Annotated in this window: 24 protein-coding genes; 8 read left to right on the forward strand and 16 right to left on the reverse strand. The window is 60.3% G+C overall.

Annotation, left to right across the window (positions count from 1 at the left end; all coding sequences use genetic code 11):
- Positions 1 to 57: 57 nt before the first annotated feature.
- From CD58_RS12990 to CD58_RS13030, 9 genes are all read right to left on the reverse strand, one after another.
- Positions 58 to 1,341, reverse strand: coding sequence for a transporter (locus CD58_RS12990; RefSeq protein WP_025213427.1), 1,284 nt, complete (start codon positions 1,339 to 1,341; stop codon positions 58 to 60).
- A gap of 46 nt (positions 1,342 to 1,387) precedes the next feature.
- Positions 1,388 to 2,134, reverse strand: a complete 747-nt coding sequence (locus CD58_RS12995; protein ID WP_025213428.1) for a hypothetical protein — start codon at positions 2,132 to 2,134, stop codon at positions 1,388 to 1,390.
- Between the two features lie 62 nt (positions 2,135 to 2,196).
- A complete protein-coding gene (locus tag CD58_RS13000) occupies positions 2,197 to 2,877 on the reverse strand; it encodes a C39 family peptidase (RefSeq protein ID WP_025213429.1) in 681 nt (226 codons plus the stop codon).
- A 66-nt stretch (positions 2,878 to 2,943) separates the two neighbouring features.
- Positions 2,944 to 3,927 carry a hypothetical protein gene (locus CD58_RS13005; protein WP_025213430.1) on the reverse strand — a complete coding sequence of 328 codons (984 nt, stop codon included), beginning with the start codon at positions 3,925 to 3,927 and terminating at the stop codon, positions 2,944 to 2,946.
- A 62-nt stretch (positions 3,928 to 3,989) separates the two neighbouring features.
- A complete protein-coding gene (locus CD58_RS13010; protein ID WP_025213431.1) occupies positions 3,990 to 4,568 on the reverse strand; it encodes a hypothetical protein in 579 nt (192 codons plus the stop codon).
- A gap of 1 nt (position 4,569) precedes the next feature.
- Complete coding sequence (locus tag CD58_RS13015) at positions 4,570 to 5,016, reverse strand: hypothetical protein (RefSeq protein ID WP_025213432.1); 447 nt, start codon at positions 5,014 to 5,016, stop codon at positions 4,570 to 4,572.
- A gap of 326 nt (positions 5,017 to 5,342) precedes the next feature.
- Positions 5,343 to 5,867 (reverse strand): AAA family ATPase, encoded by a 525-nt coding sequence (locus CD58_RS13020; protein WP_025213433.1) that lies wholly within the window; start codon positions 5,865 to 5,867, stop codon positions 5,343 to 5,345.
- The gene (gene pnuC, locus CD58_RS13025; RefSeq protein ID WP_025213434.1) at positions 5,864 to 6,427 is read right to left on the reverse strand and encodes a nicotinamide riboside transporter PnuC; all 564 of its coding nucleotides are present in this window, start codon (positions 6,425 to 6,427) and stop codon (positions 5,864 to 5,866) included. Before pnuC ends, CD58_RS13020 begins: the two co-directional genes overlap by 4 nt.
- 219 nt (positions 6,428 to 6,646) lie before the next feature.
- Positions 6,647 to 8,281 (reverse strand): methyl-accepting chemotaxis protein, encoded by a 1,635-nt coding sequence (locus tag CD58_RS13030; protein ID WP_025213435.1) that lies wholly within the window; start codon positions 8,279 to 8,281, stop codon positions 6,647 to 6,649.
- Positions 8,282 to 8,553: 272 nt separating this feature from the next.
- On the opposite strand from CD58_RS13030, the gene CD58_RS13035 reads away from it, so the two are divergent.
- Together CD58_RS13035 and CD58_RS13040 are read left to right on the forward strand one after the other, a co-directional pair.
- A complete protein-coding gene (locus tag CD58_RS13035; RefSeq protein WP_025213436.1) occupies positions 8,554 to 9,384 on the forward strand; it encodes an undecaprenyl-diphosphate phosphatase in 831 nt (276 codons plus the stop codon).
- Positions 9,381 to 9,809, forward strand: a complete 429-nt coding sequence (locus CD58_RS13040; RefSeq protein ID WP_025213437.1) for a DUF1294 domain-containing protein — start codon at positions 9,381 to 9,383, stop codon at positions 9,807 to 9,809. Before CD58_RS13035 ends, CD58_RS13040 begins: the two co-directional genes overlap by 4 nt.
- 6 nt (positions 9,810 to 9,815) lie before the next feature.
- On the opposite strand, the gene CD58_RS13045 is transcribed toward CD58_RS13040, so the two are convergent.
- Positions 9,816 to 10,166, reverse strand: a complete 351-nt coding sequence (locus CD58_RS13045; RefSeq protein WP_038436635.1) for an MmcQ/YjbR family DNA-binding protein — start codon at positions 10,164 to 10,166, stop codon at positions 9,816 to 9,818.
- Positions 10,163 to 11,071, reverse strand: coding sequence for a LysR substrate-binding domain-containing protein (locus CD58_RS13050; RefSeq protein ID WP_025213439.1), 909 nt, complete (start codon positions 11,069 to 11,071; stop codon positions 10,163 to 10,165). The genes CD58_RS13045 and CD58_RS13050 overlap by 4 nt, the downstream gene beginning before the upstream one ends.
- Before the next feature lie 129 nt (positions 11,072 to 11,200).
- Here CD58_RS13050 and CD58_RS13055 point away from each other — a divergent pair, with 129 nt between their 5' ends.
- Both CD58_RS13055 and CD58_RS13060 read left to right on the forward strand, forming a co-directional pair.
- Entirely contained in the window at positions 11,201 to 11,809 is a 609-nt protein-coding gene (locus CD58_RS13055) for an FMN-dependent NADH-azoreductase (protein WP_025213440.1), read from the forward strand.
- A gap of 180 nt (positions 11,810 to 11,989) precedes the next feature.
- Positions 11,990 to 13,027: an alpha/beta hydrolase family protein gene (locus CD58_RS13060; RefSeq protein ID WP_025213441.1), complete on the forward strand. Its 1,038-nt coding sequence runs from the start codon at positions 11,990 to 11,992 to the stop codon at positions 13,025 to 13,027.
- A 159-nt stretch (positions 13,028 to 13,186) separates the two neighbouring features.
- Here CD58_RS13060 and CD58_RS13065 read toward each other — a convergent pair whose 3' ends face one another.
- From CD58_RS13065 to CD58_RS13075, 3 genes are all read right to left on the reverse strand, one after another.
- Complete coding sequence (locus CD58_RS13065) at positions 13,187 to 14,311, reverse strand: IS481 family transposase (protein WP_025213442.1); 1,125 nt, start codon at positions 14,309 to 14,311, stop codon at positions 13,187 to 13,189.
- Between the two features lie 921 nt (positions 14,312 to 15,232).
- Entirely contained in the window at positions 15,233 to 16,426 is a 1,194-nt protein-coding gene (locus tag CD58_RS13070; protein WP_025213443.1) for an MFS transporter, read from the reverse strand.
- A gap of 243 nt (positions 16,427 to 16,669) precedes the next feature.
- Positions 16,670 to 18,259, reverse strand: a complete 1,590-nt coding sequence (locus CD58_RS13075; RefSeq protein WP_003181279.1) for an ABC-F family ATPase — start codon at positions 18,257 to 18,259, stop codon at positions 16,670 to 16,672.
- Between the two features lie 407 nt (positions 18,260 to 18,666).
- On the opposite strand from CD58_RS13075, the gene lpxO reads away from it, so the two are divergent.
- Positions 18,667 to 19,566 (forward strand): lipid A hydroxylase LpxO, encoded by a 900-nt coding sequence (gene lpxO, locus CD58_RS13080; protein ID WP_025213444.1) that lies wholly within the window; start codon positions 18,667 to 18,669, stop codon positions 19,564 to 19,566.
- A gap of 1 nt (position 19,567) precedes the next feature.
- On the opposite strand, the gene ligD is transcribed toward lpxO, so the two are convergent.
- Together ligD and CD58_RS13090 are read right to left on the reverse strand one after the other, a co-directional pair.
- Entirely contained in the window at positions 19,568 to 21,565 is a 1,998-nt protein-coding gene (gene ligD, locus CD58_RS13085) for a DNA ligase D (RefSeq protein ID WP_025213445.1), read from the reverse strand.
- Between the two features lie 32 nt (positions 21,566 to 21,597).
- On the reverse strand, positions 21,598 to 22,488 hold the full coding sequence (locus CD58_RS13090) for a Ku protein (RefSeq protein WP_025213446.1): 891 nt from the start codon (positions 22,486 to 22,488) through the stop codon (positions 21,598 to 21,600).
- Between the two features lie 200 nt (positions 22,489 to 22,688).
- Between CD58_RS13090 and CD58_RS13095 the strand changes: the two genes are divergently transcribed.
- The 3 genes from CD58_RS13095 (at position 22,689) to ilvA (ending at position 25,523) form a co-directional block, all read left to right on the forward strand.
- On the forward strand, positions 22,689 to 23,030 hold the full coding sequence (locus CD58_RS13095) for a hypothetical protein (RefSeq protein WP_025213447.1): 342 nt from the start codon (positions 22,689 to 22,691) through the stop codon (positions 23,028 to 23,030).
- A 47-nt stretch (positions 23,031 to 23,077) separates the two neighbouring features.
- Positions 23,078 to 24,226, forward strand: a complete 1,149-nt coding sequence (locus CD58_RS13100) for a PQQ-dependent sugar dehydrogenase (protein ID WP_025213448.1) — start codon at positions 23,078 to 23,080, stop codon at positions 24,224 to 24,226.
- A gap of 229 nt (positions 24,227 to 24,455) precedes the next feature.
- A complete protein-coding gene (ilvA, locus tag CD58_RS13105) occupies positions 24,456 to 25,523 on the forward strand; it encodes a threonine ammonia-lyase, biosynthetic (RefSeq protein WP_025213449.1) in 1,068 nt (355 codons plus the stop codon).
- The last annotated feature ends 88 nt before the right edge of the window (positions 25,524 to 25,611 follow it).

A 25,611-nucleotide genomic window follows, 5' to 3' on the forward strand; every position in this document is an offset into this window, starting at 1 on the left:
ACCGCTATCGCGAGCAAGCTCGCTCCCACAAGGGCCTTGTCAGGCCCTGACCTTGCGCTAGAAGTAATACGGAAACTTCAGGCTAAAGGTGAAATCTGGCGCATCGTCGGTCAGCCCGATGGACAGGTTGGGCACGATGGTCAGGTTGTCGCTGGCTGCCACGGTCATGCCGATGTTGAAGTAGCCGGCATTGGCGTCGCTGGAGACCACCGATTCCCAATCCCCGCCGTCCTGCTTGAGCTTGCTTTTCTTCTGTATCAGGTCGGAAACCGAGAACGACATGCTCATCTTCTCGTTCAAGGCAAAGGCGATGCCCGCGCCAAGCTGGAAGCTGTCGCCGATGCGCACCTTGCCCGGTATCTTCTGGTTGACGGTTGAGCTGATGTCGTCGAACGACTCTTCAAGGTTATGGGTATAGGACAGGGTGCCGAACAGCACGGCCGGGTCGAAGGTCTTGACCAGCGAGAGGCCGGGGGTGATCGACCAGACGCCGTTGCCGGTGGGCAGATCGTCAGGCACGAACAGGTTGGTGTTGGCCTGGGATTGGCGCAACTTGATGCCAAACGGCTCCTCGCCGGTAGGCGCCTTGACGCGCAGGGTGACCACCGCGTCCGGGGTGTTGATCGATTCATCCATGAACTTGTAGGCAACGCCGAAGTTGACGTCGCCGATGGTGGGATCGCGGGTAACGGTTTCTTCGCTGGTGACGCCGGCGGCTCCATTATTGGCGCCTCCCGACTGGTAGGTGGATTCGCGGTAGACCACCGGCACGTTAAGGTCGAACTGCCAGCGATTGTCGAAGTTGTAGCGGCCGGTCAGGTCCAGCGTCCAGGTGTCGGCCTTGATCCGGTCCAGGTTGATGTTGCCCAGGAAAATCGAATCCAGGGCCAGGAAACCGTTGAGGATCAGTTGCCGCGTGTCGTAGCGCGAATAGGTCACGCCGGTTTCAAAGCTGAATTTACCGCCGCCAAAGAAGCCGCTGGCCTCGTCATAGAGGTTAGAAACGCTCTGGGCCGGTTGAGAATCATCGGCCAGGGATTGCCCATAGCCGCTGCCGCCGGCGGCTGCCGCACCGCTGCCGGCCACGGTCTGGTTGCCTTTCATGTCGGCTGGGGATTTGGCCAGGCGCTTGGGCGGTGGAGCGGCGGGTTGATCCTCCACCTGGCGGACCCGCTGTTCGAGCACCGCCAGGGCTTTTTGTTGGACCTCGTATCGTTGCTTGAGCTCGAGTAGTTCCTGTTTCAGGGCCTCGATGTCAGCGTCCGGTGCCGCTTGCAACACGGTCGCCGGGAACAACGTGCTTAAACATATTACAGCGCGCAACGATACGGATCGATACATGAAATATGCCGTCCTTAATTGCCCAATAGTCGCAAATCAGCGTAGTTCAATAACCGAGGTTACGAAGGCCGCGCAGTTGGGTCAGATTGCAGTCCAGTGCGCCGGCACTGGCGCCGTTATTGTTCAGCACCACGTTAAGTTGCGTCATGTTGTTGACCAGGTTGCTGTTGCCCAGCAGGCGGGTGTTTTGCAGCAAGCCGCCTTGGGCGACTTGCTGCAGGGCGTTGCCTTGGTTATGGCTGGCCTGGATCGCCATTTGTACGCCGCTGCCGGTGGCGGTGACCGCAACGCTGCCGGCGGCATTGCTGCCGCTGATGGTCTGGCCCTTGGTCAACAACTGGCCTTGGGATGGCGCCAATGCGGGCGCGTGGCTGCTCTCCTTCACGTTGATGCTGACGTTGTTGTAGGCGGTGTTGCCGTCGCCGGCGGCACGAACGCTTTGGGTCACGCCCTGGCCGCTACCAAGGCCCGCGCCACCGGTGATGTTGCCGCTGCCCTGTTCCGGGGTGCTGCCGTTGCCGGTTTGCTTGATGGTCGAGACGTAGAACTCGGGTTTGACGGTGGAGGCTTGGATTTGCATGGAACTGCTGGCGCCGATCAGGTCACCGCTGGCGTTGCGCCAAGTGCTGCTCATGACAATGCCGAAGCTGATGACTCGGCCGGGCATGACATAACGACCGCGCAGCTCGGCGAGCTCCTGGTCCTTGACTTCGATGGGTTTGAATCCGGCATGGGCATAGCCCGAGGCGGTCGCAGCCAGGCAGGCGAGCGACAGCCAATATGAAGTTTTCATGTGTTGCTCCCGGAGCGTCCTGCCCCTAGTGGTACTTATTTGTTATTGGCAGTAGTCGGCGATTAAAAGAAGTCGCTCTGTATGAAGCCGAAATCCATCAGTTCTGCATCCTTGACCGGGTTGAAACCGTCCAGCTTGTTACGTGCCGTCAGCGGTTGCGGAGGGCTGCGTAACGCGTTGGTCTTGTCATAACCCGGACCGACGATGGCAAAGACGATGCCGTTCCAGCTTTTGACGAAGTCCTCGTGGGAGTAACGTTTGTGACCCAGCACCGGGTCGCCGATGTAGACCCATTGCTTGTCGGCTCGCTGCAACACCACGAAGTGCTTGTAGCCGCGTATTTCCATCAGGACCACCACTGGAATCGTCACCGCCTCGAGTTTCTCAGGCGGTATCCGGTAGCCCCGGGCGCGCATGCCGATGGTTTCCACGTAGCGTTTCATGTCCAACATGGAAAACCCTTGGGTGCGAACCAGGTTCTGGTCGGCATTGATCAGCATGCCCTTGATGACGTGTTCTTCATCGACGTCCAGCCAATAGGCCTGGCGCAGCACCGTGGCCAGCGCGGCGGCGCCGCAACTGAAATCGGTTTTCTGCTCGACGATGTCGCTGAACTTACGCTCGCGCACGCTTTGCACCGGTTTGTAGACCAGCATGCCACCAGGCAGGGCAGCGACTGGCATCTGCGCGGCTTCAGCTACGCAGGCCATGCAGAGCAGCAGGGAAAGGGCAATCGTACGCATGATCGATACGCCTTGAGGGAACCCTGGAAAAAAAGCCCCGTTTCCGGGGCTTCGTTTCATGCGCGCTTACATGCAAGCCTTGCAGCCGGCTGCGATGGACAGCGAGTTGCTTTGCTGGTTGCCCACGCCTGCCGACACGTTGGCGCCGCCGTTGCCGGAGAAGCCGTTCATGGAGTTGGTCATGGTGGCGTTATTGATCACAGGGTTTTTCCAACCGTCACGGGTCAGCACTTGCTGGGTGTTGCTGCCGGCCAGTTCGAAAGTGCCCACGGCGGAGAACTTGAACTTGTCGTCATCGTGACCGCCGCCGTAGCCACCTTTGTTGCCCCAGCCACCGTGGTCATCGTCTTCGACGGTGCCGGTGCCTTTGGCCTTGAAGGTGCCAGAAGCGGCGTAGGTGCTGGTGAGGGTGTCGGTTTTGTAGGTCCGCACGCCTTTGTTGTCGACCACCAGGCCAGTGGAAGACTGGTCGGCCGAGGCGGAGGCTTGTGCGACGCGCCCCCCGGATACGGCGATGGCCAGGTTGTTTTTCTGTTGGTTGAAGTTACCGGCGGTCACGTTGATACCGATGTTGCCGGAGCCGTTATTGCCCGCGTTGGTGAGCGAGGCGTTGTTTTGAGTCGAGTTGTTTTTAACGTAGTTGTTGTTATTGACTTGAGTGGCGCTGGAGGCGGCAACCGCCGAGCCGAAGATGAAGCTTTCGTCTGCGGTGGCCAGGGCGGCGGCGTTGTCTTGCTGGTTGCCATCGCCGGCGGCAATGTTAGCGCCCATGTTACCGTTGCTGCCATTGAGCGAGTCAGTGGATTCAGCGGTGTTGCGGGTGGCCTGGTTGGTCACCACGTTGCCATCGCTGTTCTGCTCATCCAGCACCGTAGCCCCAGCGCCGGCATTGATGGAGAGCAGTTGATCCAGCGTTGGCCCTTGCTGATGGCCATTGCCATGGCCGTGGCCATTGCCGTGCCCGTTACTGTTTCCTCCAGCCTGTGCAGCCATTGCCATGACAGCGGCGAGAGCGAAAACCAATGGTTTGAGTGCCATTGTAGGTTTCATGGTGTTTCTCCTTGCGTGTCGTTGGTTAAGTGTCAGTGTTTTCTTATGCTTGCTGTACCGGGTCAGTCAGCGACCCGGATGCTCAGGGTGTTGGCCATTCGGTTCCCCACCCCGGCACTCTGGTTCACCTGAATCACCCCTCGGCTGCCGGTGAAGGCCTGGTCGCTGGTGACGACCTGGCGGCTGCCGGTTGGGGTGCCAGTTGCTCCTGAGTTCGGTAACAACGCCACGTTCTGTTGAGAAAGGGCGCTGTCGTCAATGCTCTGCGGTTGGGCACTGATGCCCACTCGCATGACATTGGCCATCTGGTTGTTGGCCCCGGCGGACTGGTTGACGCCCAGCACTCCGTTGCCGTTGGTGAAAGCGTTGCCGCCAATACGAGCGGTTGCGTTCATGGAAGGGTTGGCCTGCGTGTCGAGGCGTTGCTGCACGCTGGTGGTGGCGTGCGCGTGGGTACCAATGGCGATGGCGCGGGTGTTGGTCTGCTGGGTCTGGTCGCCCGCTGCCTGGTTGATGTTGAAGTTGCCGGTGTAATGGCTGCCGGAGTCCTGCAGATTGGCGTTACTGACCACCGCCACACCTGGATCGGCGAGCGCAATGGAAGAGCCAAGCAGGGCGAGTAGCAACAGGGCAGGCTTCATGTCACTGGCCTCCCGCCAGCCGACCCAGTGGGGCCAGGCCGGAACTCAGTGAGCGATTGATGGTGCCGGAGATCGCGCCACCGCTACCGCCACCGTGAGCGGCATTCATGCCTGGCATGCCGTTAGGGTTGGTGACGACATTCAGGCCCTGCACGCCGGTGTTCGGATTGACGGTGTTGCGGATCGACGAGCCGCTGGCGACGCTGGCGAATTCGCCGTCACTCAGTTCGGTGCTGGTGGTCGCTTGATTGATTCGATCGGAGGGGTTGGCGTTGACGGTGGTCGGGTAGGGGTCTTTGCCTCCGTTACGACCGATGTGAATGGGTTGCACGTCACGGTTGAGCACAATGACGCCGTTGCCCTCGGCCTGCACGGGTAGGCTGAGCGTTGCGCTGGCAGCGCAGCCGATCAACAGCAGGCAGGTCAAACTTCTCTCGAAAGTCCCCACGGCATCGATTCCTTCTTCGGTGGGCTGGCCCTGGTCCAGCGTTGCGAAGTGAGGCAGAGCAGGTGTTGTGCCGCTTTTTAAAAAACTTTAATAATCAGTGGGTTGGGTTTTTTTGATGGCGTCCGCGATGCGGATCTGTTTCATCCGTGAGACAGGGGCACGGTAGCTAATGGCCGTGCGCTATCGCTTGGCTCTGGAGCAGGGCCTGCCGGAGGGGTGTTTCAATAACTTAACAACAGCGATGACAATTCCGTTGATACGCTCTGGAGCCGGGTTTGCCGCGGTTGGGCTGTATCACGAATGAAACAACACGGTCTGGGTGACGATCAGGACTGAAGCAGTCGGGTTACAGCTGCAAATACCTGATCCCGGCGTTGCGCCCAGTCACCTTCAATCACCTGGAGGGGTTGTTGATGTCGGACCAGCCAATCCTTGAGCGCTTGGAAAAACTGCATCCGCTCTTCCAGCGCAGGCTGGCATCGCAGGCCGTCACCGGTCCATTCGACCTGTTCGGGGCTCAGCAGCAGGTGCACGTCGTAATGGCGCGCCAGCAAGGCCGGCTCGAGCCAGGCTGGGCAATCATCGAACAGGGTCTGGCTCCAGAGGATATTGCTCAGTAGATGAGTATCGAGGACCAGCAACGCCGGATGACGGACACGGGCGGCGTCCTCCCAGGCCAATTGGCCGCTGGCGATGTCGGTGATGTCGGCCAGGCAGGTGTCGCGCTGGGTCTGCTCCATGAAGTGGCGAACGTATTCATCCACCCGCAAACCGCCGAAATGCGCCTGCAATTGTGCCGCCAGCCAGCTCTTGCCGCTGGATTCCGGGCCGGTAAGCACCACCACCTTCATGCGCGCAGGGCCGGGTCGGCGCGCCATTCCCGCCAGCCTTGCACGGCCAACAGGGTGAACAGGGCGTAGAGCGCGGCGGTCAGGTGCAGGCCTTTGTAGATGAACAGGCCAACGAAGATGATGTCCAGAGCGATCCACAAAGGCCAGCATTGCACGCGTTTCTGCGCCATCCACCACTGGGCCACGAGGCTGAAGCCGGTGAGCGCGGCGTCGAGCCAGGGCTGGGCGGCGTCGGTCCAGTGCGCCATGGCGGCGCCCAACAGCAAGCTGCCTGCGGCACCGATGGCCAGGCCGAGCAACACCGACGGTCCACCCAGGCGCGTCACCTGGCGCCCCTCGTGATGTCGCCCGGCGCGGGTCCATTGCCACCAGCCATAGAGCTGCAGCACGGCGTAGATCACCTGCAGCAACATGTCCGAGTACAACTTCACCTCGAAGAAAATCCAGCTGTACAGCAACACCATGACCAGGCCGATCGGCCAGCACCAGGGGTTCTGCTTGACGGTCAACCAGACAGCAATCACGCCGAGGGCTGCGGCAAACAGTTCAAGCCCGGACATGGCGGTTCCTTGGGGAAGTAGAAGAGGGCGGGGATTGTAAACGTTATGGCGTGGGCAGCTCCAACTTCAATGTTGAATGTGCCGTGGCGAGGGAGCTTGCTCCCGCTGGGTTGCGTAGCGGCCCCTTTTTTGTGAGTGCTTCGCACTCAAGCGGGAGCAAGCTCCCTCGCCACAATGAATCACAACAGTCTTAAGTAAACATACAAGGAGCTTTTGCCGTTAGACCCGGAACTGCTTGAGCAGCCCGTTCAACTCTTCGCTCAGCGCCTTGAGGCGTGTGCTCGCCAGGCTGGACTGTTCGGCCGCGATGGCAGTGCTGTGGGACAGACCTGCCGCTTGGGTGACGTTCTGGTTGATGTCTTCCACCACATGGGCCTGTTGCAGGGTGGCGCTGGCGATGGACGCATTCAGGCTGTTGAGGTTGCGCAGGGCCTGGCCGATGGCATTGAGGCTGGCCCCGGCAAGACCGGCCTGTTCGATGGTCAGCTGCGAGGCGCGGCTGCTGTCGCTGATGACTTTCACCGCGGCTTCGGAATGGTTCTGCAGGCGTTCGATCATCGCTTGGATTTCAGCGGTGGACTTTTGCGTGCGCTGGGCCAGCAACCGCACTTCATCGGCCACCACCGCAAAGCCCCGGCCTTGCTCACCGGCACGAGCGGCCTCGATGGCGGCGTTGAGGGCCAACAGGTTGGTCTGCTCGGCAATGGAGCGGATCACCTCCAGCACACTGCCGATCTGGGTGCTTTCGCTCGCCAGGGTGCGGATCACTTCCACGGCTTGATCGATGGTCTGGGAGAGGCGGTCGATCTGTTGCAAGCTGCCGTCGATATTGACCTGGCCTTGCTGGGCCTGGGATTCGGCGTCTCGCATTTCGCTGGCGGCGTGTTCGGCGTTTTTCGCCACGTCCTGCACGCCATAGGTCACTTCATTGATTGCAGTGGCCACCAGTTCCATCTGTTGCGACTGCTGCTGGCTGCGCTCCTGGGCCTGGGCGGCGTCGTTGCCCAACTCGTTGGAGGATTGTCCCAGCGCGCCGGCTGAGGCTTGCAACTGGGTCACCACTTGCCGCAGCTTGGCGGTGAAGGCGTTGAAGTGCCGCGCCAGTTGCGTGACTTCGTCCTGGCCGTGGGTGTCGAGGGTGCGGGTCAGGTCACTTTCGCCGCTGGCGATGTTGGCCATGGCGTTGACCGTTTCCTGCAGGGGGCGAACGATGCTGCGCACGATCAGGGTCAGCAGCAAGCCCATGAGCAGGGTGATGACCAGGCCGATCACCGTGGCCTTGATCACTTGCGATTGGAATTCGGCCTGCACGTCATCCACGTACACGCCCGAACCGATGATCCAGCCCCACGGCTCGAACAGTTTGACGTAGGAAGTCTTGCCCACCGGCGCCTCGGCACCCGGTTTAGGCCAGAGGTAGTTGATCATGCCGGCGCCCTTGGACTTGGCGATGGCAACCATCTCATTGAACAGCGCATAACCGTTTGGATCGCGGATCGCCGAGAGGTTCTGGCCTTCGAGTTTCGGGTTGGCCGGGTGCATGACCATGACCGGCGTCAGGTCGTTGATCCAGAAATAATCAGTCTCGTTATAGCGCAGGCCACGCACGGCGCTGAGGGCCTGTTTTTGCGCAGCGTCGCGAGTCAGGGTGCCGGCCGTTTCCAGGCTATGGTAGTAGGTGAGCACGCCACTGGCGGTCTGCACCACATGCTGGGTTTTCTGCACCTTGGCTTGATAAAGGTCGCTGTGGATCTGTGCAAGCATCAAGGCGCCCAACGTGAACAACATCACGATGGCCACGATCAGGATGAGCCACAAGCGTCGGCTGATCGACACACTGCGCAAGCTATTCATACGCTGTCACTCCGGTTTCTTGTTCTTGTCATAACGATGGCCGGCACCTTAGCGCCTGCCAGGAACGCGTGATTGACCTGAGTCACAACGCGGCAGCGTTATCAGGGCTTGTCTGATAGGATTTCGGCCCCGCAGCGAAAAACCTGAGCCCGAGTTGATTTTTCATTGGTCTTTTTTGAACGGTCGCCGTTATCTTGCTCCCGCTGCGTGCACCTGCATAACACTTGATTAGCAATGAGACCTGCACAAACAAGGTCTTTTTTGGGGGATGAATGGATTTGTGGACCGCCTTTTCGGCACTGATTCTTGGCGTGGTAGAGGGCTTGACGGAGTTTCTGCCGATTTCCAGCACGGGGCACCAGATCATTGTCGCTGACTTGCTCGAGTTCGGCGGCGAGCGCTCGATGGCGTTCAACATCATCATCCAACTGGGCGCGATCCTGGCCGTGGTCTGGGAGTTTCGGCGCAAAATCTTCGACGTGGTGCTGGGTTTACCCACTCAACCCAGCGCACGCCGGTTTACCGCCAATCTGCTGATCGCATTCCTGCCCGCCGTGGTATTGGGCGTGCTGTTTGCCGACCTGATCCACGAGTACCTGTTCAACCCGATCACCGTGGCCGCAGCACTGGTCGTGGGCGGCCTGGTGATGCTCTGGGCGGAGAAGCGCCAGCACCAGGTGCACGCCGAAACGGTGGACGAAATCACCTGGAAGGATTCGCTGAAAGTCGGTCTGGCCCAATGCATTGCGATGATCCCCGGCACCTCCCGTTCCGGCGCGACCATTATCGGTGGGCTGCTGTTCGGGCTGTCGCGCAAGACTGCGACCGAGTTCTCGTTCTTCCTGGCGATGCCGACCATGGTCGGCGCGGCCGTCTACTCGGGCTATAAATACCGCGAATTGTTCGTGCCGGCGGACTTCCCGGTGTTCGCCATCGGATTTGTCACGGCCTTTATTTTCGCCATGATTGCGGTCAAGGGCCTGCTGCGCTTCATTGCCAGCCATAGCTACGCGGTGTTCGCCTGGTACCGGATCGCCTTTGGCCTGTTGATCCTCGCCACCTGGCAGTTCGGTTGGGTGGACTGGACGGCTGCCAAGCCATGACCGATTCGGGCGTCCGCAAACACGCCGCGCGCGATGCCAGTGGGGCCGTGCAGCATCTGCGGCTCAAGCTGACGGTGTTTGCCCTGCTGTGTGCCTTGCCGCTGTTCGGGTCGCTCGTGCTCGGGCTGCGGGCGGTATCGTGGGTGCCGATGACCGCTTACGGGGTCGTCAGTGCGGTGGCATTCCTGCTGTACTGGAGCGACAAGCGCAAGGCCCGCACCGACGCCTGGCGGACCCCGGAGAACGTACTGCATGCCGTGGAGCTGGCAGGCGGCTGGCCGGGGGCATTGCTGGCCCAGCAGGTGTTTCGCCACAAGACCCGCAAAGTGTCGTTTCAAGTGGCGTTCTGGTTCATCGTGCTGCTGCACCAGGTGTTCTGGATCGACCAGCTGTTCCTGGGCGGCCATCTGCTGACGTTGTTCTGAGGGTCGCTACAGTAGCAAGCCGACCTGCGTGCGCTTGGGCAATTTGCTGACCACCAGTTGGTGAGAACGTTGCAGCAAGCCACGCAGTTCATCGGCACCCAACGGGTAGGGCACTTCCATGATGACCCACTGGGCCCGTGCCAGATAAGGCGCCGGGTGAATGCCCGGGCGGTCGCAATGACCGAGGAACAGATCCTTGTCGACCTTGAACGCCAAAGAGTCGCCCCGCAGGCCCTGCAAGGCGAACATCTTGTTCCCGGCGATGGAGAACACCCGTACACCGCCCCATTTGTAGTCTTCCCGGGCGCCAGGCAAGCCCAGGCAAAACCGCGCGACGTCCTCTTCGCTCAACCTCATATCGTTCTGTCTCCACAGCTCTCAAAAGCTTCCACCAAATGGTCGATCCATGCGCGCACCGCCGGCAGCACGCCGCGACGGTGCGGGTAGACTGCCTGCAGCCAGCCATCGGGCAGCGACCATCCGGGCAGTAATTCCACCAGTGTGCCGTCCTGCAATTCCTCCTCGCAATACATGCTGGGCAATAAGGTAAAACCCAGGCCTGCAAGGACACAGGCTTGACGCACGACGAAGTCATCGATGCCCAGGCGTGCTTCAAAGGCCAGTTCGACACTCTGTCCGTCGGTCTTGAGCAGGCGCAGGTGCACCAGGCGATCAGCCTCCAACGCACCCAGCACGGGCAATTGCTTGAGATCCTCTGGGGTTTCGATCCGGCGTCCTTCGACGAGCGCCGGGCTGGCGACCATGATCAGCCGCGCCTGGCGCAGGCGCCGGGTCATCAGCTGCGGGTCTTCGTCGCCGAGGTCGCGCACGCGCAGCGCTACATCAATGCCTTCGCTGACCAGGTCCACACGGCGGTTCATCAGGCTCATTTCCAACTGCACCTGGGGAAACTTCGCCAGGAATGTCGCGATCACGCCGGGCAGGATCTGGTGCGCCAAGCCTACAGGGCTGGAGACGCGCAGACGTCCCCGGGGTTCGCTGGACATGCTCGCCACCGTTTCATCGGCCATCTCGGCTTCCAGTAGCATGGCCTGGCAATGGCGCAGGTAGCGTTCGCCGACCGCTGTCAGCTTCAACTGGCGCGTGGTGCGCTGCAGCAGGCGGGCATCGAGGCGTTCCTCGAGCTCGGCGATACGCCGCGAGAGCCGCGACTTGGGAATGCCCAGCAGGCGCCCGGCGGCGGCGAATCCACCGGCTTCGACGACTTTGGCGAAGTAGTACAGATCGTTGAGGTCTTGCATGTCGCGCTCGATTGTCCTGTCAGTGGAACGAACTATCGCATTTTTGCGGGCTTATCGGTTATTGGTTTCATCCATAGGATTGTCCCCAATTGATCGCTAGGTCGCGATCCTCACTTGGAGAGCATTCACATGAAACTTCTGCACATCGATTCGAGCATCCTCGGCGACAATTCCGCTTCCCGCCAATTGAGCCGTGAAGTGGTCCAGGCTTGGCAAGCCGCCGAGGCGGATGTGGTCGTGACCTACCGTGACCTGGCCGCTGACGCCATCAGCCACTTTTCCGCCCAGACCCTGGTCGCGGCCGGGACCAGCGCCGAGCTGCGCGACGCCGCCCAACGACACGAAGCTGAACTCAGCGCCACCACGATGGCCGAATTCCTGGCCGCCGATGCCATCGTCATCGCCGCGCCCATGTACAACTTCACCATTCCGACCCAGCTCAAGGCCTGGATCGACCGCATCGCCGTGGCCGGGCAGACATTCCGCTACACCGAAGCAGGTCCGGAAGGTCTGTGTGGCGACAAGAAGCTGGTGATCGTTTCTACTTCGGGCGGGCTGCATGCCGGCCAGCCAAGCGGAGTGGCCCATGAAGAATATCTGAAGGTAATGTTCGGTTTTCTCGGCATCACCGACATCGAGTTCGTCCGCGCCGAGGGCCTGGCTTACGGTGACGACATGCGCACCAAGGCCATGAGCCAGGCCAAGGCGCAGATCGGCGGGCAATTCGCCGCTGCGTAAGGCTTGTGTAAAAACTCCATGCCCTTCGGGCAAGCTGCGTAAAACTCTGTATTCTGGTCGTCGTGGACGGCCAGGGTGCGGAGTTTTTTGCGTCTGGCATCAGGCTTTTGTGGCGCAGGTTATGCACGGCCAAGGCGGCAGGCAACAGGATCCCCTGTTTGCTGGTGAGGATTAGATTCGATGACACGTATTGGTGCAGGGCTACTGCTGTGCTTGCTCGGCAGCCTGGCTTCAGTGCAGGCCGCACCGGCGCCGCATCCACATTGGAGCGCCGGGTTCCATGAACTGAGCTTTCTCGATCCGCTGGATCAGCAGCCGATGCACGCCATTGCTTTTTATCCCTCCATCGATAAGGAACAGTCCAGCCAGTTGGGGGGCTACCAGATCGACGCCGCGCCAGAGGCCCAGATCGCCATCGGCCGTTTTCCGTTGCTGATGTTGTCCCATGGCAACACCGGTACACCACTGGCCCTGCATGACCTGGCCACCTCCCTGGCGCGCAAGGGATTTGTGGTGGTGGCGGTGATTCATCCCGGCGACAACGCCCAGGACCATAGTCGGCTCGGTACCCTCAGCAACCTGTATGGCCGGCCGATCCAGATTTCCGAAGCCATCACCGCGACGCTGAATGACCCGATGCTCTCGCCGTTCGTCAATGCAGGGCAGGTGGGGGTGATCGGTTATTCCGCCGGTGGCGAAACCGCGCTGATCCTGTCCGGTGCGACGCCGGATCTCAATCGCCTGCGTCATTACTGCCAGGAGCGGCCGGATGACCGTGACGCCTGTAACACCCAGGGTGAACTGATCGCTGATCGTGACGACCTACAGCCGGTGGCCGACCCTCGCGTTCGGGCGTTGTTGCTCATGGCACCGTTGAGCTTGAAGTTCGGTCGTCATACCCTGGCTGACGTGCATGTACCGGTGTTGTTGTACAGCGGGGATGGGGACAAGCTGGTGGCCTTTGATAAGAATGCTGCGGCGTTGGCTCGCAAACTGCCCACGGCACCGGATTTCAAGACCCTGGCGGGGGCGGGGCATTTTGTGTTTCTGGCGCCGTGTACCGATGAGCAGATTGCGGCGATGCCGGCGCTGTGTACGGATGCTGATGGTGTTGATCGTAAGGACATTCATCGCACTATGATTTCGGAGGCTAGCCGGTTTTTCAGTGATGCCTTGGGTAAATCGACCCGGGCGGGGTTGAGGACGGCTGATCAATGATCGGTGGATTTGAGGCTGATTCTTTGTTCTGAGGTTTGTGTGTATATCCGTTTTTTTGTAACGGCGGCTGGCGGTTCCGCCCTTACGGCGGGTCACTTTCGAAAAGCGTGTACGGACCGGACACATGGTTGACACCTGTGCGGAGACATAGTGGACACATTATGCGCCGTAGTCAGGGTTATTCACGTCGAAGGTCCGTAAAAAGTGATGGCAGAAATAGACGTCAAACAAGCCATCGCTTTCAGCGTTAGGGCGTATTGCGATGTGCTGTCCTACCAGTCCTTTGGCGATGCTGAAGTAGCGTTTCTGGAAGCGAAATCGACTGTGATACACCTTGGCCAACACATCATCCGGACCATATTCAAACTCTGACAGTTGCTGCGGATACGCCCAGGGGCTGCTCCGATAGCGGTCCATAGGCACCTTGTAGCCCAGCGCCTGATGGGGGCGCTGCAGGTTATAAACCTCACGCCATCGATCAAAAGCCGATTGAGCGTCCATTAGCGTGGAAAAATGACGCCCATCCAGCACCTCTGCTTTGAGTGAGCGGTGGAAACGTTCGATCTTTCCATTGGTTTGAGGATGGCGAGGACGGCTGAAACTGATCCGGATCCCCAGGCGAATCAGCCAGATACTCAGCTCTGTCACTTCACCCGGATTGCGTGGCGAGCCCCAAGGTGGGCCGTTATCGACGTTGATACGCGCCGGCAAGCCATAGCGTTGAAAAACCTCGATCATCCTCTCCTTCACCGTGGCTCCCCGTTCGTTGTCACAAGCCTCAATGGCTAGGCTGAACCGAGAGTGATCGTCCAGCAGGGTCAGGGGATGGCATCGACCTTGTTGCAGCGCAAAATGCCCTTTGAAATCCATCTGCCAAAGATCATTAGGCGCGTCGTGTTCAAATCTCAGCGTTGCCGATTGCTCTCTCTGAGAAGGCTGGATCAGGCCGTGCCGGTGCAAGACATTGGTGACGGTGCTGGGGGCGATACGCTTTTCCAACAGGCTGCTAATCGTGCGTCCGCCCCATGCCGGATGGGCCTGCCTAAGGGCGACGACTTGTGCCTCCATGGCGGCCTGGGTCAGTTTGGGGCTGGTCGCGGGTCTGCGGGACTTCTCTTGCAGACCCTGCTGACCATGCGCCTTGTAGCGATCTAGCCACTTGTAGGCTGTTTGCGGGCTGATGCCGAATCGTCGACACAGCTCACGTTTATTGCTGCCGGGTTGCCGTGCTAAGGCAACGAACTCTTCTTTCAGGCTCATGGCGTCTCTCGTGGTCCAGGGCATGATGGCTTTCCGGCGAAATTGGCTCGCTGGAAAGTGTCCACCATGTCCCCGCACACCCGTCAACCATGTGTCCGGTCCGTACAAAAAGCGCGAAAGTAACCAAAGCGCTCATGCCCCACCACTCGGTGCCTCGCTAGGGCTCGGCATGCCCGAACGCAGGCATTGCTCCGTGGGCCGCCGCGAAGGGCCATCCATGGCCCAGCGCGGCTACCTCGGCATCCATGCCGAGGTGCCCACTGCGCAACACCTGCGTTCGGCCAGCGTGGTTAATGGGGCGTCGAGATCAAAAGCAAGATCAAGATCAAGATCAAAAGCAAAGCAGAGCGGGGGTATGTCCAGCCTCTGTGTGGCTGAACCACTGCTATCGCGAGCAAGCTCGCTCCCACATGGAGTTGTGGGTGTTCACAGCATCTGCACACGACACAAAAAAACTGTGGGAGCGAGCTTGCTCGCGATGGCGTCAGCACAGCCAACATCACCACAAACTGACCCTCCGCTTTCGCGAGCAAGCCCGCTCCCACAGGAGGAACGCATTCACGCTAAGCCAGGTCGGCTATAAGGCCGCCTCGCGTACGCTTTTGATCGTGGGCGCCCCGTTAAACCACGCTGGCCGAACGCAGGTATTGCGCAGTGGGCAACCCGGCATGGATGCCGGGTTAGCCGCGCTGGGCCATGGATGGCCCTTCGCGGCGGCCCACGGAGCAATGCCGGAGTGAGGGCACACCGAGCCTAGGCGAGGTGCCGAGTGGTGGGGCAAGAGCGTTTTGCTTACTTTTCGCCGGGCCGCGCAGGCTTCTCAAAAGTGAGCCGCTGTAAGAGCGGAACCCTAAGAAGCCGTTACCGCAGCAATGGATATGCACCCAAAACTACGCCCACAAATAAAGCCGCGCAACTATCGACCTCCCCCCGAAAAAACAGCAATCAATAATCGGCTCTGACGGCTCGACGCCGCAGCAGCAAAGTCAATCCCAACCCAATGATCGACAACAACGCAGCACAGAAAAAGATCGACGAATACCCAAGGTTCAAAGCCACCGCCCCCATCAACGGACCGGCAATCGCCAAGGCCAGGTCAAAGAACACCGCATAGGCACTCAACCCGGCACCCCGACTGGTATTCGGCACCTGCTTGATGGCCTCCACCCCCAACGCCGGATACACCAGCGACAGCCCGAAACCAGCCAGCCCCGCGCCGATCAGCGCGAACGCAGTGGAAGGCGCCAGCCAAAGCAACACCAGCCCCAGGGTTTCAATGCTCATGCAGACAATGGCCGAACTGAAACCACCGAAGCGGGCGATGCTGGAGATGAACAATAACCGCGCCAGAATGAAGCAGACCCCGAAGACCGTCAGGCACCAGGCCGCGCCGGTCCAGCCGCGACTGACGTAAAACAACGTGATGAACGTGGTGAGCGTGCCGTAGCCGATCGAGGCCAGGCTCAGGCTCGCCCCGTACGGCGCGATGCGCCCGAACACGGCCCAAAAAGGCAGGCGCTCGCCGCGAATCACCGGCACCGACGGCTTGTTGCGAATCATCAACAGCGCCGCACCGGCCAGCAACGACAAGGCGACGCCCAGGCTGGCGAAGCCCAGCTCACCGACCATCACCACCCCCAGCGGCGCGCCGATGGCGATGGCCCCGTAAGAGGCGATGCCGTTCCAGGAAATCGAGCGGGCCGTGTGTTCCACGCCGACCTGGCCCATGCACCAGCTGATCGTACCCACGCCAATCAGGCCTTGGGCCACGCCGAGCAACAAACGGCCGGCAATCAGAATCAGCAGGCTGGGTAGCGGGAAGCTTTGCAGTAAGGTCGAGATCAACGTCAGCACGCCGCTGAGCACAATCCCCGACAAGCCGTAGACGATCGCCCGCTTGGTGCCGACGCTGTCCGACAGTCGCCCGGCCATGGGCCGGCTGAGCAGTGTCGCCAGATACTGTGAGCCGATGGTCAGCCCGGCCACCACCGCGCTGAAGCCCAACTGTTCGTGGACATACCCCGGCAACACGGCAATCGGCAGGCCGATGCAGAGGAAGGCGATGAAGGTGTAGAAAACGATGGAGACGATCTGCAAGGTGATCGACAGGGAGCTGGGGGCGGAGGAGGGCGTGGGCATGGGGCTCGTTCGCGGGCGGCGGTAAGAGAGCCTCATCATGGCGCGAGGTGGGGATAAAAGAAAGCAGGCTAACTAAATGTGTTTGGGAGACTGGGTGTTCAGGCTGGATTGATGTGGGATGTGCTACCGCCATCGCGAGCAAGCTCGCTCCCACAGGTTTTCTACCCTTGAAATACAAAAAGCCCCGTCACAACGGACAGGGCTTTTCACTTGCAGCTTGAAGCTTATCGCTCAGTTCTGCTCTTAGAACACCACACCCTGACTGCGCAGGTAATCGTCATAGGTGCCGCTGAAATCGACGACGCCGTCGGCGCTCAGCTCGATGATGCGGGTAGCCAGGGACGATACGAACTCGCGGTCGTGGCTGACGAAGATCAGCGTGCCCGGGTAGTTTTCCAACGCCAGGTTCAGCGCTTCGATGGATTCCATGTCCAAGTGGTTGGTCGGTTCGTCCATCACCAGCACGTTGGGCTTTTGCAGGATCAGCTTGCCGAACAGCATGCGACCCTGTTCACCACCGGAAATGACCTTGACCGACTTGAGGATCTCGTCGTTGGAGAACAGCATGCGGCCCAAGGTGCCACGCACCAGTTGTTCGCCACCCTGGGTCCATTGGCCCATCCAGTCGAACAGGTTGACGTCGTCTTCGAAGTCGTGGGCGTGGTCCTGGGCGTAGTAGCCCAGTTCCGCGGCGTCGGTCCATTTCACGGTACCGGCATCCGGTTCCAGTTCATTGACCAGGGTGCGCAGCAACGTGGTCTTGCCGATGCCGTTCGGGCCGATGATCGCCACGCGCTCGCCGGCTTCGACGGTGAAGCTGAAATCCTTGAACAGCGGCTTGCCGTCAAAGCCTTTGGCCATGCGCTCGACGATGACTGCCTGGCGGTGCAGCTTCTTGGTCTGCTCGAAGCGAATGAACGGGCTGACACGACTCGATGGCTTGACCTCGGCCAGTTGGATCTTGTCGATCTGCTTGGCACGGGAGGTGGCTTGCTTGGCTTTCGAGGCGTTGGCCGAGAAACGGCTGACGAACGATTGCAATTCGGAAATCTGCGCTTTCTTCTTGGCGTTGTCCGACAGCAGTTGCTCGCGGGACTGGGTCGCCACGGTCATGTACTCGTCGTAGTTGCCCGGGAACAGGCGCAGCTCGCCGTAGTCCAGGTCCGCCATGTGGGTGCAGACACTGTTCAGGAAGTGACGGTCGTGAGAGATGATGATCATCAGGCTCGAACGCTGGGTCAGCACGTTTTCCAGCCAGCGGATGGTGTTGATATCCAGGTGGTTGGTCGGTTCGTCGAGCAGCAGCACTTCCGGGTCGGAGAACAGCGCCTGGGCCAGCAGTACACGCAGTTTCCAGCCTGGCGACACTTCGCTCATCGGGCCGAAATGCTGCTCGATGCCAATCCCAAGGCCCAGCAGCAGTTCGCCGGCGCGGGATTCGGCGGTGTAGCCGTCCATCTCGGCAAATTCGGTTTCCAGCTCGGCCACGGCCATGCCGTCTTCTTCGGTCATTTCCGGCAGCGAATAGATGCGATCGCGCTCGGCCTTGACCTTCCACAGTTCCTCGTGACCCATGATCACGGTGTCGATCACGGTGAATTCTTCGTAGGCGAACTGGTCCTGGCGAAGTTTACCCAGGCGCACGTTCGGCTCGAGCATCACCTGGCCGCCGGACGGTTCGAGGTCGCCGCCGAGGATTTTCATGAAGGTCGACTTGCCGCAACCGTTGGCGCCGATCAGACCGTAGCGGTTACCCGCGCCGAACTTGACAGAGACGTTTTCGAACAGTGGCTTGGCGCCAAACTGCATCGTGATGTTAGCTGTAGAGATCAAAGGTTTATCCTGCGGAACATTCAGAGTAGCTAAGGGTGCGGCAGTACCTGTTCAGTACCTGTTTGCGCGGGTCCCGACCGCGCAAAGGCGTCGCGGTCGCAAGCGCAAGGGTCCATCCGGCATAAGAGGACAGCAGCATACGGAGCGCCTGGCCCGAATAGACGTGCGCCGAAGCCGTGGTTTGCGGTATCGGCCAAAGGGGGCGCGTGATGTTTGGCGGCGATTGTACTGATCTGGCCGCATTAACGATAGGGTATTGCCCGGGCAAGACAGTTTTTCACATTTGAAGGGTAACTTTCGGTTACAAACTCTGGCTAAAATGCCACCTCATTCGATGCCTTTCCCCTTTGCCGCTTGGCTGGCCGGGGAAAATAGCCCCATTTCACTCCTGATGTGTGACGGAATCCGTGAAGCTCATCATTGTCGCGATCTATATCTTGTCCATCGGCTATGTGCACCTGCGCGGGCGCGTGCGACATGGACTGGCACGCCAGTTGAGCGACCACTCGTCCTTTCTCGCGCCGATCAATTGCCTGCTGTACCTGTGTTCCAGGTTTCCCGGCAAACCGTTCCTGAATCCGGCGGACTTCCCAGACTTGAGCCCGTTGCAAGCCCATTGGGAAGAGATCCGGGCTGAAGGCCAAAGCTTGCTGCAGGCGGGGGAGATCAAGCGTTCCAGTCAGTACGATGACGTCGGCTTCAACTCGTTCTTCAAGACCGGCTGGAAGCGGTTTTACCTGAAGTGGTACGGCGACAGTCATCCTTCGGCCATGAAGCTGTGCCCGCGTACCACGGAACTGGTGCAGAGCATCGGTTCGATCAAGGCGGCGATGTTCGCGCAGCTGCCACCGGGTTCGAAGCTGGTGCGACACCGCGACCCGTATGCGGGGTCCTACCGCTATCACCTGGGCTTGGAAACGCCCAACGACGCCGGCTGCTACATCAATGTCGACGGTGAGCATTACCATTGGCGCGATGGCGAAGCGGTGATGTTCGATGAGACATTCATTCATTACGCCGAGAACACCACCGCCGATAACCGCATCATTCTGTTCTGCGATGTGGAACGGCCCATGACGTTTCGCTGGGCCACTGCGTTCAATCGCTGGTTCAGCCGCACAGTGATGGCCGCCGCCGGTGCGCCCAACGATGCCGGCGACAAGACCGGTGGCTTGAACCGGGCGTTTTCCAGGCTCTATAAAATACGGCTCCAGGGTAAAGCGCTGAAGAAGCGCAACCGCAAGCTGTATTACCTGCAGAAATGGGCGTTCTTCGGCGGGTTGCTGGCGATTTTTGTCTGGATCTGAGTCACGTTCCATCAGTGATTGGTTTTTGCGCCTCCAGTTGTTCCCACATCCGCGCGGTGATCCGTTGTCGATGGTTGTAGCCTTCCCAAGGATCGGCGCCCAGGCCCTTGGCCCGATCAAGGGCCGTATAGATGTCCCATTGCTGGGCGTTGCGCAAACCGTCCAGTTCGGCACGGGCAATCGGGACGGATACCGGCAGGCCTGGCCGGGCTCGTACTGAGTAGGCGGTCACGGTGCTGGCGCCCCGGGCGTTGCGCAGGTAGTCGACGAATATTTTCCCGACGCGGTTTTTTGGCCCCATGGTCGCGGTGATCCGTTGCGGCATCTGCCGGGTCAGGAACTGAGAGATCGCCTTGGCAAACGCCTTGGTGCTGTCCCAGCCTTCACTTCGCGCCAGCGGCACGATGACGTGCATGCCTTTGCCGCCACTGGTCTTGAGAAAGGCTTGCAAACCCAGCTCGTCGAGCAGCGACAGGGTCAGGCGAGTCGCCTCGAGCATGGCGCGCCAGGGCAGGGATGGGTCGGGATCCAGGTCCAGGACGAACTGGTCTGGCGTTTCGATCCGGCCGTGGGTGGCCGTCCAGGTGTGCAATTCGAGCGTGCCCATTTGTGCCGCGCTGATGAGCGATTGCACGCTGTCGATTTCCATCAGGGCGGCATGGCCAGGGTCCAGCGCCGGATCCAGTTGTTTGATATGGGGAATGTCCAGGCGATCTGCGTGTTTCTGGAAAAACTGCTCCTCACCGATCCCGTCCGGAGCTCGCAACAGGGCAACGGGGCGCTGCTTCAGATGGGGCAGGATCCACGGGGCGATGTCGGCGTAATACTGCGCCAGCTCGGCTTTCTGGACGCCGCTGACACTGTCGATGACGCGCTCGGGATGGGTAATCGTCACGCCACCGACCTCCACGGCGCGGGCTTTGCTGCGGCGCTGAGGGTTGGGGGGCGGGTTTTTTATCGGCAAGGGCTGTTCGCGGATAACCCTGTTGGTGGGTGTGGTGGCCGGCAGGTCCAGGAAAACCGCCTGGCGCACCACGCCGTCACGGGTCCATTCGGCGAATTCGACTTCGCAGACCTGAGTCGGCTCTACCCAATGGACACTGCGGCTCTGTGTGGCGTTGAGCGGTGTGGCCAGCGGCGGCGTGTCACGCTCTTGGGTACAGAGTTGCTCATGTAACTGTTTGAGCTGGGATTGAGTGAATCCTGTACCGACCCGGCCGGCATACACCAGCCCCGACGGCCCGTTGACCGCCAGCAACAGCGCGCCGAAACCGTTGCGCTTGCCTTGCGCACGGGTAAACCCGACGATCACGAAGGCTTGGCGCAGGCGACACTTGAGCTTCACCCAATCGGCGCTTCGTCGGGACATATAAGGGCTGCCCAGGCGCTTGCCGACCACGCTGTCCAGTGAGAGGGCGATGGCGCTTTCGAGCATATCGTGCTGGCTGGCGGAAAATGCCTCGGAAAACCGCAGGCGCTTGCTGGCGTTGTTCTTCAGGACCTTCCTAAGTGCCGCGCGGCGTTCTTCCACCGGCTTCTGGCGCAGGTCGACACCATTGAGAAACGGCGCATCGAACAGGAAATACACCATGTCGACGCTGCGGCCGATCTCGAACGCCTGGCGCAGGGCGGCGAAGTCAGAGTGTCCGGTATCGTCCAACAGGACCAACTCACCGTCGAGCCAACTGTCCCCCAGGTTCAACTCGGCCAGGGCGTCGGCGTGCAGCTTCAGCCGGTCGGTCCAGTCCTGCTGAGTACGATTGAGCAACCGCACTTTGCCGTGTTCGATGCGGGTCAGCAGTCGATAGCCATGGAATTGCACTTCATAGAGCCACTCACCGGACGGAGGTTGTTCCACGGGCGTGGCCAACTGCGGCGATATACGTGCGGGAAGGCGGTTTTCGTCGGCGGTCCTGGCCCGTTGGGCGCGATGGGGCGACGATGGCTTGTTCTGCTCGGCATCGGACAGGCGGGCGTATTCACTCTCGGCATTGGCCATGACAGATTCCTTTGTATGACGGGCGCCCGGGTCTAGCCCCGAGAAGCCTTGGTGGCTTTTTTAGCAGGAGTGGACTTGCCGGTCTTCGTCGGTTTTGCAGCGGTTTTTGCGGCGGGCTTGTCCGCCGCCTTGCCTTTGCCACCCAGGCTGCGCTTGAGCAGTTCGGTGAGGTCGATGACATCGGCGGTCTTGCGTTGCTCTTCGCCCGGGTCGGTTTCCACCGCTTCGAGTCGGCCTTCGTTGGCCTTCTTCTCCACCAGTTCCATGATTTTGTCTTCGAAACTGTCGCGGTATTGTTCCGGCTCCCAGTCGGCGCTCATGTCCTGCACCAGGCGCTTGGCCATGTCCAACTCACCCTTGGCCAGGGTTGGATGAGTGACCTCGTCGCCCAGTTCCAGGATGTCGAGGTCACGCACTTCCGCCGGCCAGCGCAGCATCACCAGCACCAGGGCCGATTCCAGGGGCATGAGGGCCGCCAGGTGCTGGCGGGTGTGGAGCACGACGTGGGCCAGGGCCACTTTGTTGGTCTTGACCAGGGTTTCACGCAACAGCGCGTAGACTTTGCCGCCGCGCTTGTCCGGCGCCAGGAAGTACGGGGTGTCGATGTTTTGCAGCGGGATTTTTTCGCTGTCGACGAAGGAAAAAATATCGATGGTCTGGGTGGATTTGGGGTGGGCGGAGCGGATTTCCTCTTCGCTGAGCAGCACATACTGGCCTTTTTGATATTGCACGCCTTTGACGATGTCTTCCTTGGTCACTTCCTTGCCCGTGACTTTGTTGACCCGCTTGTAGCCCACCGGGTCCATGCTGCGCTTGTCCAACCAATCGAAATCCACACCCTGGGACGAGGTGGCCGACACCAGCGCCACAGGAATGTGGACCAGTCCGAAACTGATTGCGCCTTTCCAGATTGCCCGTGCCATGGTGGAGTTTCCTTGCCGGTGAATTCGTCTTTCTGGTGACCCTGGGGCCCTGGGAAAAGTTTCCACCGTGTGCTGCCTGATGCGCTGTGGAAGGCGGCTTGGAGACGCTTGGTTACATGTTCCAGGGGATTTTTTACTTAACAACGGCGAACCTGCGGCGTAGCGTGTTTTCGATATGCCTGAATCCATGAGGAGCTCCGATGAACAGGCTAATGTTCGCCATCATGACGCTACTGCTGACCACCGCTGCCCAGGCCGCTGTGCCTGGCGAGGGTGCCGTGCTCGTGGCCCAGAATCTGCCCGGCAACAACAACCCCTATAACAGCCCGACTCGCCGGGCCAATCCCAACAGCATGCAGGGCACCCAGCCCAATGTGCCGACGATCCGCAATAACCCGACGATTCCGACTCCTCGTCCACCGACCCTGGAAAACGGCGGCATTGGCAATGGCTACCCGCGTTCCGGCAAGCCGCCGGCTTCGCCACGACCCACTCTCGAATACACGCCGCCGCCCAGGAGCACGAATAACGGCAATCGCTAGGCGCTGAATCCTGGCTGTTTCTTTTCACACCACAGAAGGAAGTGTGCATGTTGCGTAAAACACTCCTGGCCGCCCTTTGCGCCAGCGCTGTTCTAACCCTTGCCACGCCGGTTTCTGCCGCGCAAACCCAGTCAATGAAAAGCGAGGAGGGCACCCTGGAGGTGACCACCGTGGTCAAGGGCCTGGAACACCCCTGGGCGGTGGCGTTCTTGCCGGATCAGCAAGGCATGCTGGTCACGGAGCGTCCCGGCAACCTGCGACTGGTGAGCCCCGATGGTCAATTATCGGCGCCGTTGAGTGGCGTTCCCAAGGTCTGGGCCAAGGGCCAGGGAGGCTTGCTGGATGTCGCGCTGTCGCCTGATTTCAAGCAGGATCGTACTGTCTACCTGTCCTATGCCGAGGCCGGTGAAGACGGCAAGGCCGGCACCGCCGTGGGCCGCGGGCAGCTGTCAGAAGACATGAAGCGGTTGAACGGTTTCGACGTGATCTTCCGCCAGCAACCCAAGCTGTCTACAGGCAACCACTTTGGATCACGCCTGGTTTTCGACCGGGACGGTTACCTGTTCATCACCTTGGGGGAAAACAACGACCGTCCGACGGCCCAGGACCTGGACAAGTTGCAAGGCAAGATCGCGCGCATCTATCCCGACGGCAAGGTGCCGGACGATAACCCCTTTGTCGGCCAGAAAAACGTACGGCCCGAGATCTGGGCCTACGGCATACGCAATCCCCAGGGAGCTGCCCTCAACCCCCGCAACGGTACGCTGTGGGAGAACGAGCATGGGCCCAAGGGCGGCGATGAACTGAACATCATCGAGCGCGGCAAGAATTACGGCTGGCCGCTGGCGACCCATGGCGACAACTACTCCGGTTCCCCGATTCCCGAAGCCCAGGGCAAGACGGCGCAAGGCACCCTCGGTCCTCACCATGTCTGGCCGGTGTCGCCGGGGCTCAGCGGCATGGCGTTCTACGACAGTGATCGTTTCAAGGCCTGGAAACACAACGTATTCATTGGTGCGCTGGTGTCCAAGAACCTGATTCGCCTGCAATTCCAGGGTGATAAGGTCGTGCACGAAGAGCGTTTGCTCGGCGAACTCGACGAGCGTGTCCGTGACGTTCGCCAGGGGCTGGATGGTTACCTGTATGTGCTGACGGATGAAGGCGACGGGGCGTTGTATAAAGTCGGCCTCAAATGACGCGATGCGAGCCACAGGACCCCACAGAGGCGGCACTTGATATTTGCCATTGACTTGCTGCCAACGCAACGCTAGTTTTCAGCCATGACTTTTACCGTACTGCGCAGCCAGCCAAGCATTATTACCGCCATTCCTTATTTGGCGGGCTAGCTGACGACTGCACCCAACCCGCCCTAGAGGCGGGTTTTTTCTTTCTGTCTCCGGGGTTGCATCCAACCAGGAGACCGCCATGACCGCTACCCGTACCGAACAAGCCCTGCTGGAACACTACGTCAAGAAAATCCTGGCCGCGCCGGTGTACGAACTGGCCGTGCGCACGCCGCTGCAAGCCGCGCCTGCGTTATCCGAAGCCCTGGGGAACCGGATCCTGCTCAAGCGTGAAGACCTGCAGCCGACCTTTTCCTTCAAGATCCGCGGCGCCTACAACAAACTGGTCCAGTTGACCCCGGCGCAGCGGGCCCGTGGCGTCATTACCGCATCGGCTGGCAATCATGCCCAAGGCGTGGCGCTGGCGGCGCGGGAACTGGGTATCTCGGCGAGTATTGTCATGCCCGTGACCACCCCGCAACTCAAGGTGCTGGGCGTGCGCAACCGGGGTGCTGAAGCATTGCTGTACGGGGAGAGTTTTCCGTTTGCCTTGGAGCATGCGCTGGACCTGGCCCGGCAGACCGGGCGGGAGTTCGTGTCGCCTTTCGATGATCCGGATGTGATCGCGGGGCAGGGCACCGTGGCCATGGAAATCCTGCGCGAGCACCCCGGCAGGCTGGACGCCATTTTTGTCCCGGTCGGTGGCGGTGGGCTGATTGCCGGCATCGCAGCCTACGTCAAGTACCTGCGTCCAGAAGTCCGCATCGTCGGTGTCGAGTCGCAACACTCCGCTTGCCTGCAGGCGGCGTTGGAGGCCGGAGAGCGGGTGACGCTACCGAGCGTGGGAACCTTCGCCGATGGTGTGGCCGTCGCGCAGATCGGCGCCCACGGTTTTGAGATCTGCAGCTTTTGTGTCGATGAGGTCATGACGGTTACCAACGACCAACTCTGCGCGGCGATCAAGGACATTTATGACGACACTCGCTCAATCACCGAGCCCTCGGGCGCCCTGGCGGTGGCGGGCATCAAGCAATATGTGGCCCGAACCGGCGCCCAAGGCCAGACCCTGGTGGCCATCGATTCCGGTGCTAACATTAACTTCGACAGCCTGCGACATGTGGCCGAGCGCGCGGCCGTAAATGCAGTTTGTCGGCCGATTCACACTTTTCTCGAAGCAGGCGACGGATGCCCTCTCACCCCGTTGCAATAGGGTCTACTCTAGCTTGCGACAGGAAGAAATCGATTGCAGTTTGCATGGTTTTATTCTCGTTTCCATGCATTCTGCACGACCGGTCCGG

It is taken from the genome of Pseudomonas brassicacearum (assembly GCF_000585995.1).
Classification (GTDB): domain Bacteria; phylum Pseudomonadota; class Gammaproteobacteria; order Pseudomonadales; family Pseudomonadaceae; genus Aquipseudomonas; species Aquipseudomonas brassicacearum_A.

What these genes read in the sequence shown, in the direction of transcription:
- CD58_RS12990 (WP_025213427.1), bottom strand. Translation starts at nt 1,341, where the DNA reads ATGTATCGATCCGTATCGTTGCGCGCTGTAATATGTTTAAGCACGTTG.
- CD58_RS12995 (WP_025213428.1), bottom strand. Translation starts at nt 2,134, where the DNA reads ATGAAAACTTCATATTGGCTGTCGCTCGCCTGCCTGGCTGCGACCGCC.
- CD58_RS13000 (WP_025213429.1), bottom strand. Translation starts at nt 2,877, where the DNA reads ATGCGTACGATTGCCCTTTCCCTGCTGCTCTGCATGGCCTGCGTAGCT.
- CD58_RS13005 (WP_025213430.1), bottom strand. Translation starts at nt 3,927, where the DNA reads ATGAAACCTACAATGGCACTCAAACCATTGGTTTTCGCTCTCGCCGCT.
- CD58_RS13010 (WP_025213431.1), bottom strand. Translation starts at nt 4,568, where the DNA reads ATGAAGCCTGCCCTGTTGCTACTCGCCCTGCTTGGCTCTTCCATTGCG.
- CD58_RS13020 (WP_025213433.1), bottom strand. Translation starts at nt 5,867, where the DNA reads ATGAAGGTGGTGGTGCTTACCGGCCCGGAATCCAGCGGCAAGAGCTGG.
- pnuC (WP_025213434.1), bottom strand. Translation starts at nt 6,427, where the DNA reads ATGTCCGGGCTTGAACTGTTTGCCGCAGCCCTCGGCGTGATTGCTGTC.
- CD58_RS13030 (WP_025213435.1), bottom strand. Translation starts at nt 8,281, where the DNA reads ATGAATAGCTTGCGCAGTGTGTCGATCAGCCGACGCTTGTGGCTCATC.
- CD58_RS13035 (WP_025213436.1), top strand. Translation starts at nt 8,554, where the DNA reads ATGGATTTGTGGACCGCCTTTTCGGCACTGATTCTTGGCGTGGTAGAG.
- CD58_RS13040 (WP_025213437.1), top strand. Translation starts at nt 9,381, where the DNA reads ATGACCGATTCGGGCGTCCGCAAACACGCCGCGCGCGATGCCAGTGGG.
- CD58_RS13045 (WP_038436635.1), bottom strand. Translation starts at nt 10,166, where the DNA reads ATGAGGTTGAGCGAAGAGGACGTCGCGCGGTTTTGCCTGGGCTTGCCT.
- CD58_RS13050 (WP_025213439.1), bottom strand. Translation starts at nt 11,071, where the DNA reads ATGCAAGACCTCAACGATCTGTACTACTTCGCCAAAGTCGTCGAAGCC.
- CD58_RS13055 (WP_025213440.1), top strand. Translation starts at nt 11,201, where the DNA reads ATGAAACTTCTGCACATCGATTCGAGCATCCTCGGCGACAATTCCGCT.
- CD58_RS13060 (WP_025213441.1), top strand. Translation starts at nt 11,990, where the DNA reads ATGACACGTATTGGTGCAGGGCTACTGCTGTGCTTGCTCGGCAGCCTG.
- CD58_RS13065 (WP_025213442.1), bottom strand. Translation starts at nt 14,311, where the DNA reads ATGCCCTGGACCACGAGAGACGCCATGAGCCTGAAAGAAGAGTTCGTT.
- CD58_RS13070 (WP_025213443.1), bottom strand. Translation starts at nt 16,426, where the DNA reads ATGCCCACGCCCTCCTCCGCCCCCAGCTCCCTGTCGATCACCTTGCAG.
- ligD (WP_025213445.1), bottom strand. Translation starts at nt 21,565, where the DNA reads ATGGCCAATGCCGAGAGTGAATACGCCCGCCTGTCCGATGCCGAGCAG.
- CD58_RS13090 (WP_025213446.1), bottom strand. Translation starts at nt 22,488, where the DNA reads ATGGCACGGGCAATCTGGAAAGGCGCAATCAGTTTCGGACTGGTCCAC.
- CD58_RS13095 (WP_025213447.1), top strand. Translation starts at nt 22,689, where the DNA reads ATGAACAGGCTAATGTTCGCCATCATGACGCTACTGCTGACCACCGCT.
- CD58_RS13100 (WP_025213448.1), top strand. Translation starts at nt 23,078, where the DNA reads ATGTTGCGTAAAACACTCCTGGCCGCCCTTTGCGCCAGCGCTGTTCTA.
- ilvA (WP_025213449.1), top strand. Translation starts at nt 24,456, where the DNA reads ATGACCGCTACCCGTACCGAACAAGCCCTGCTGGAACACTACGTCAAG.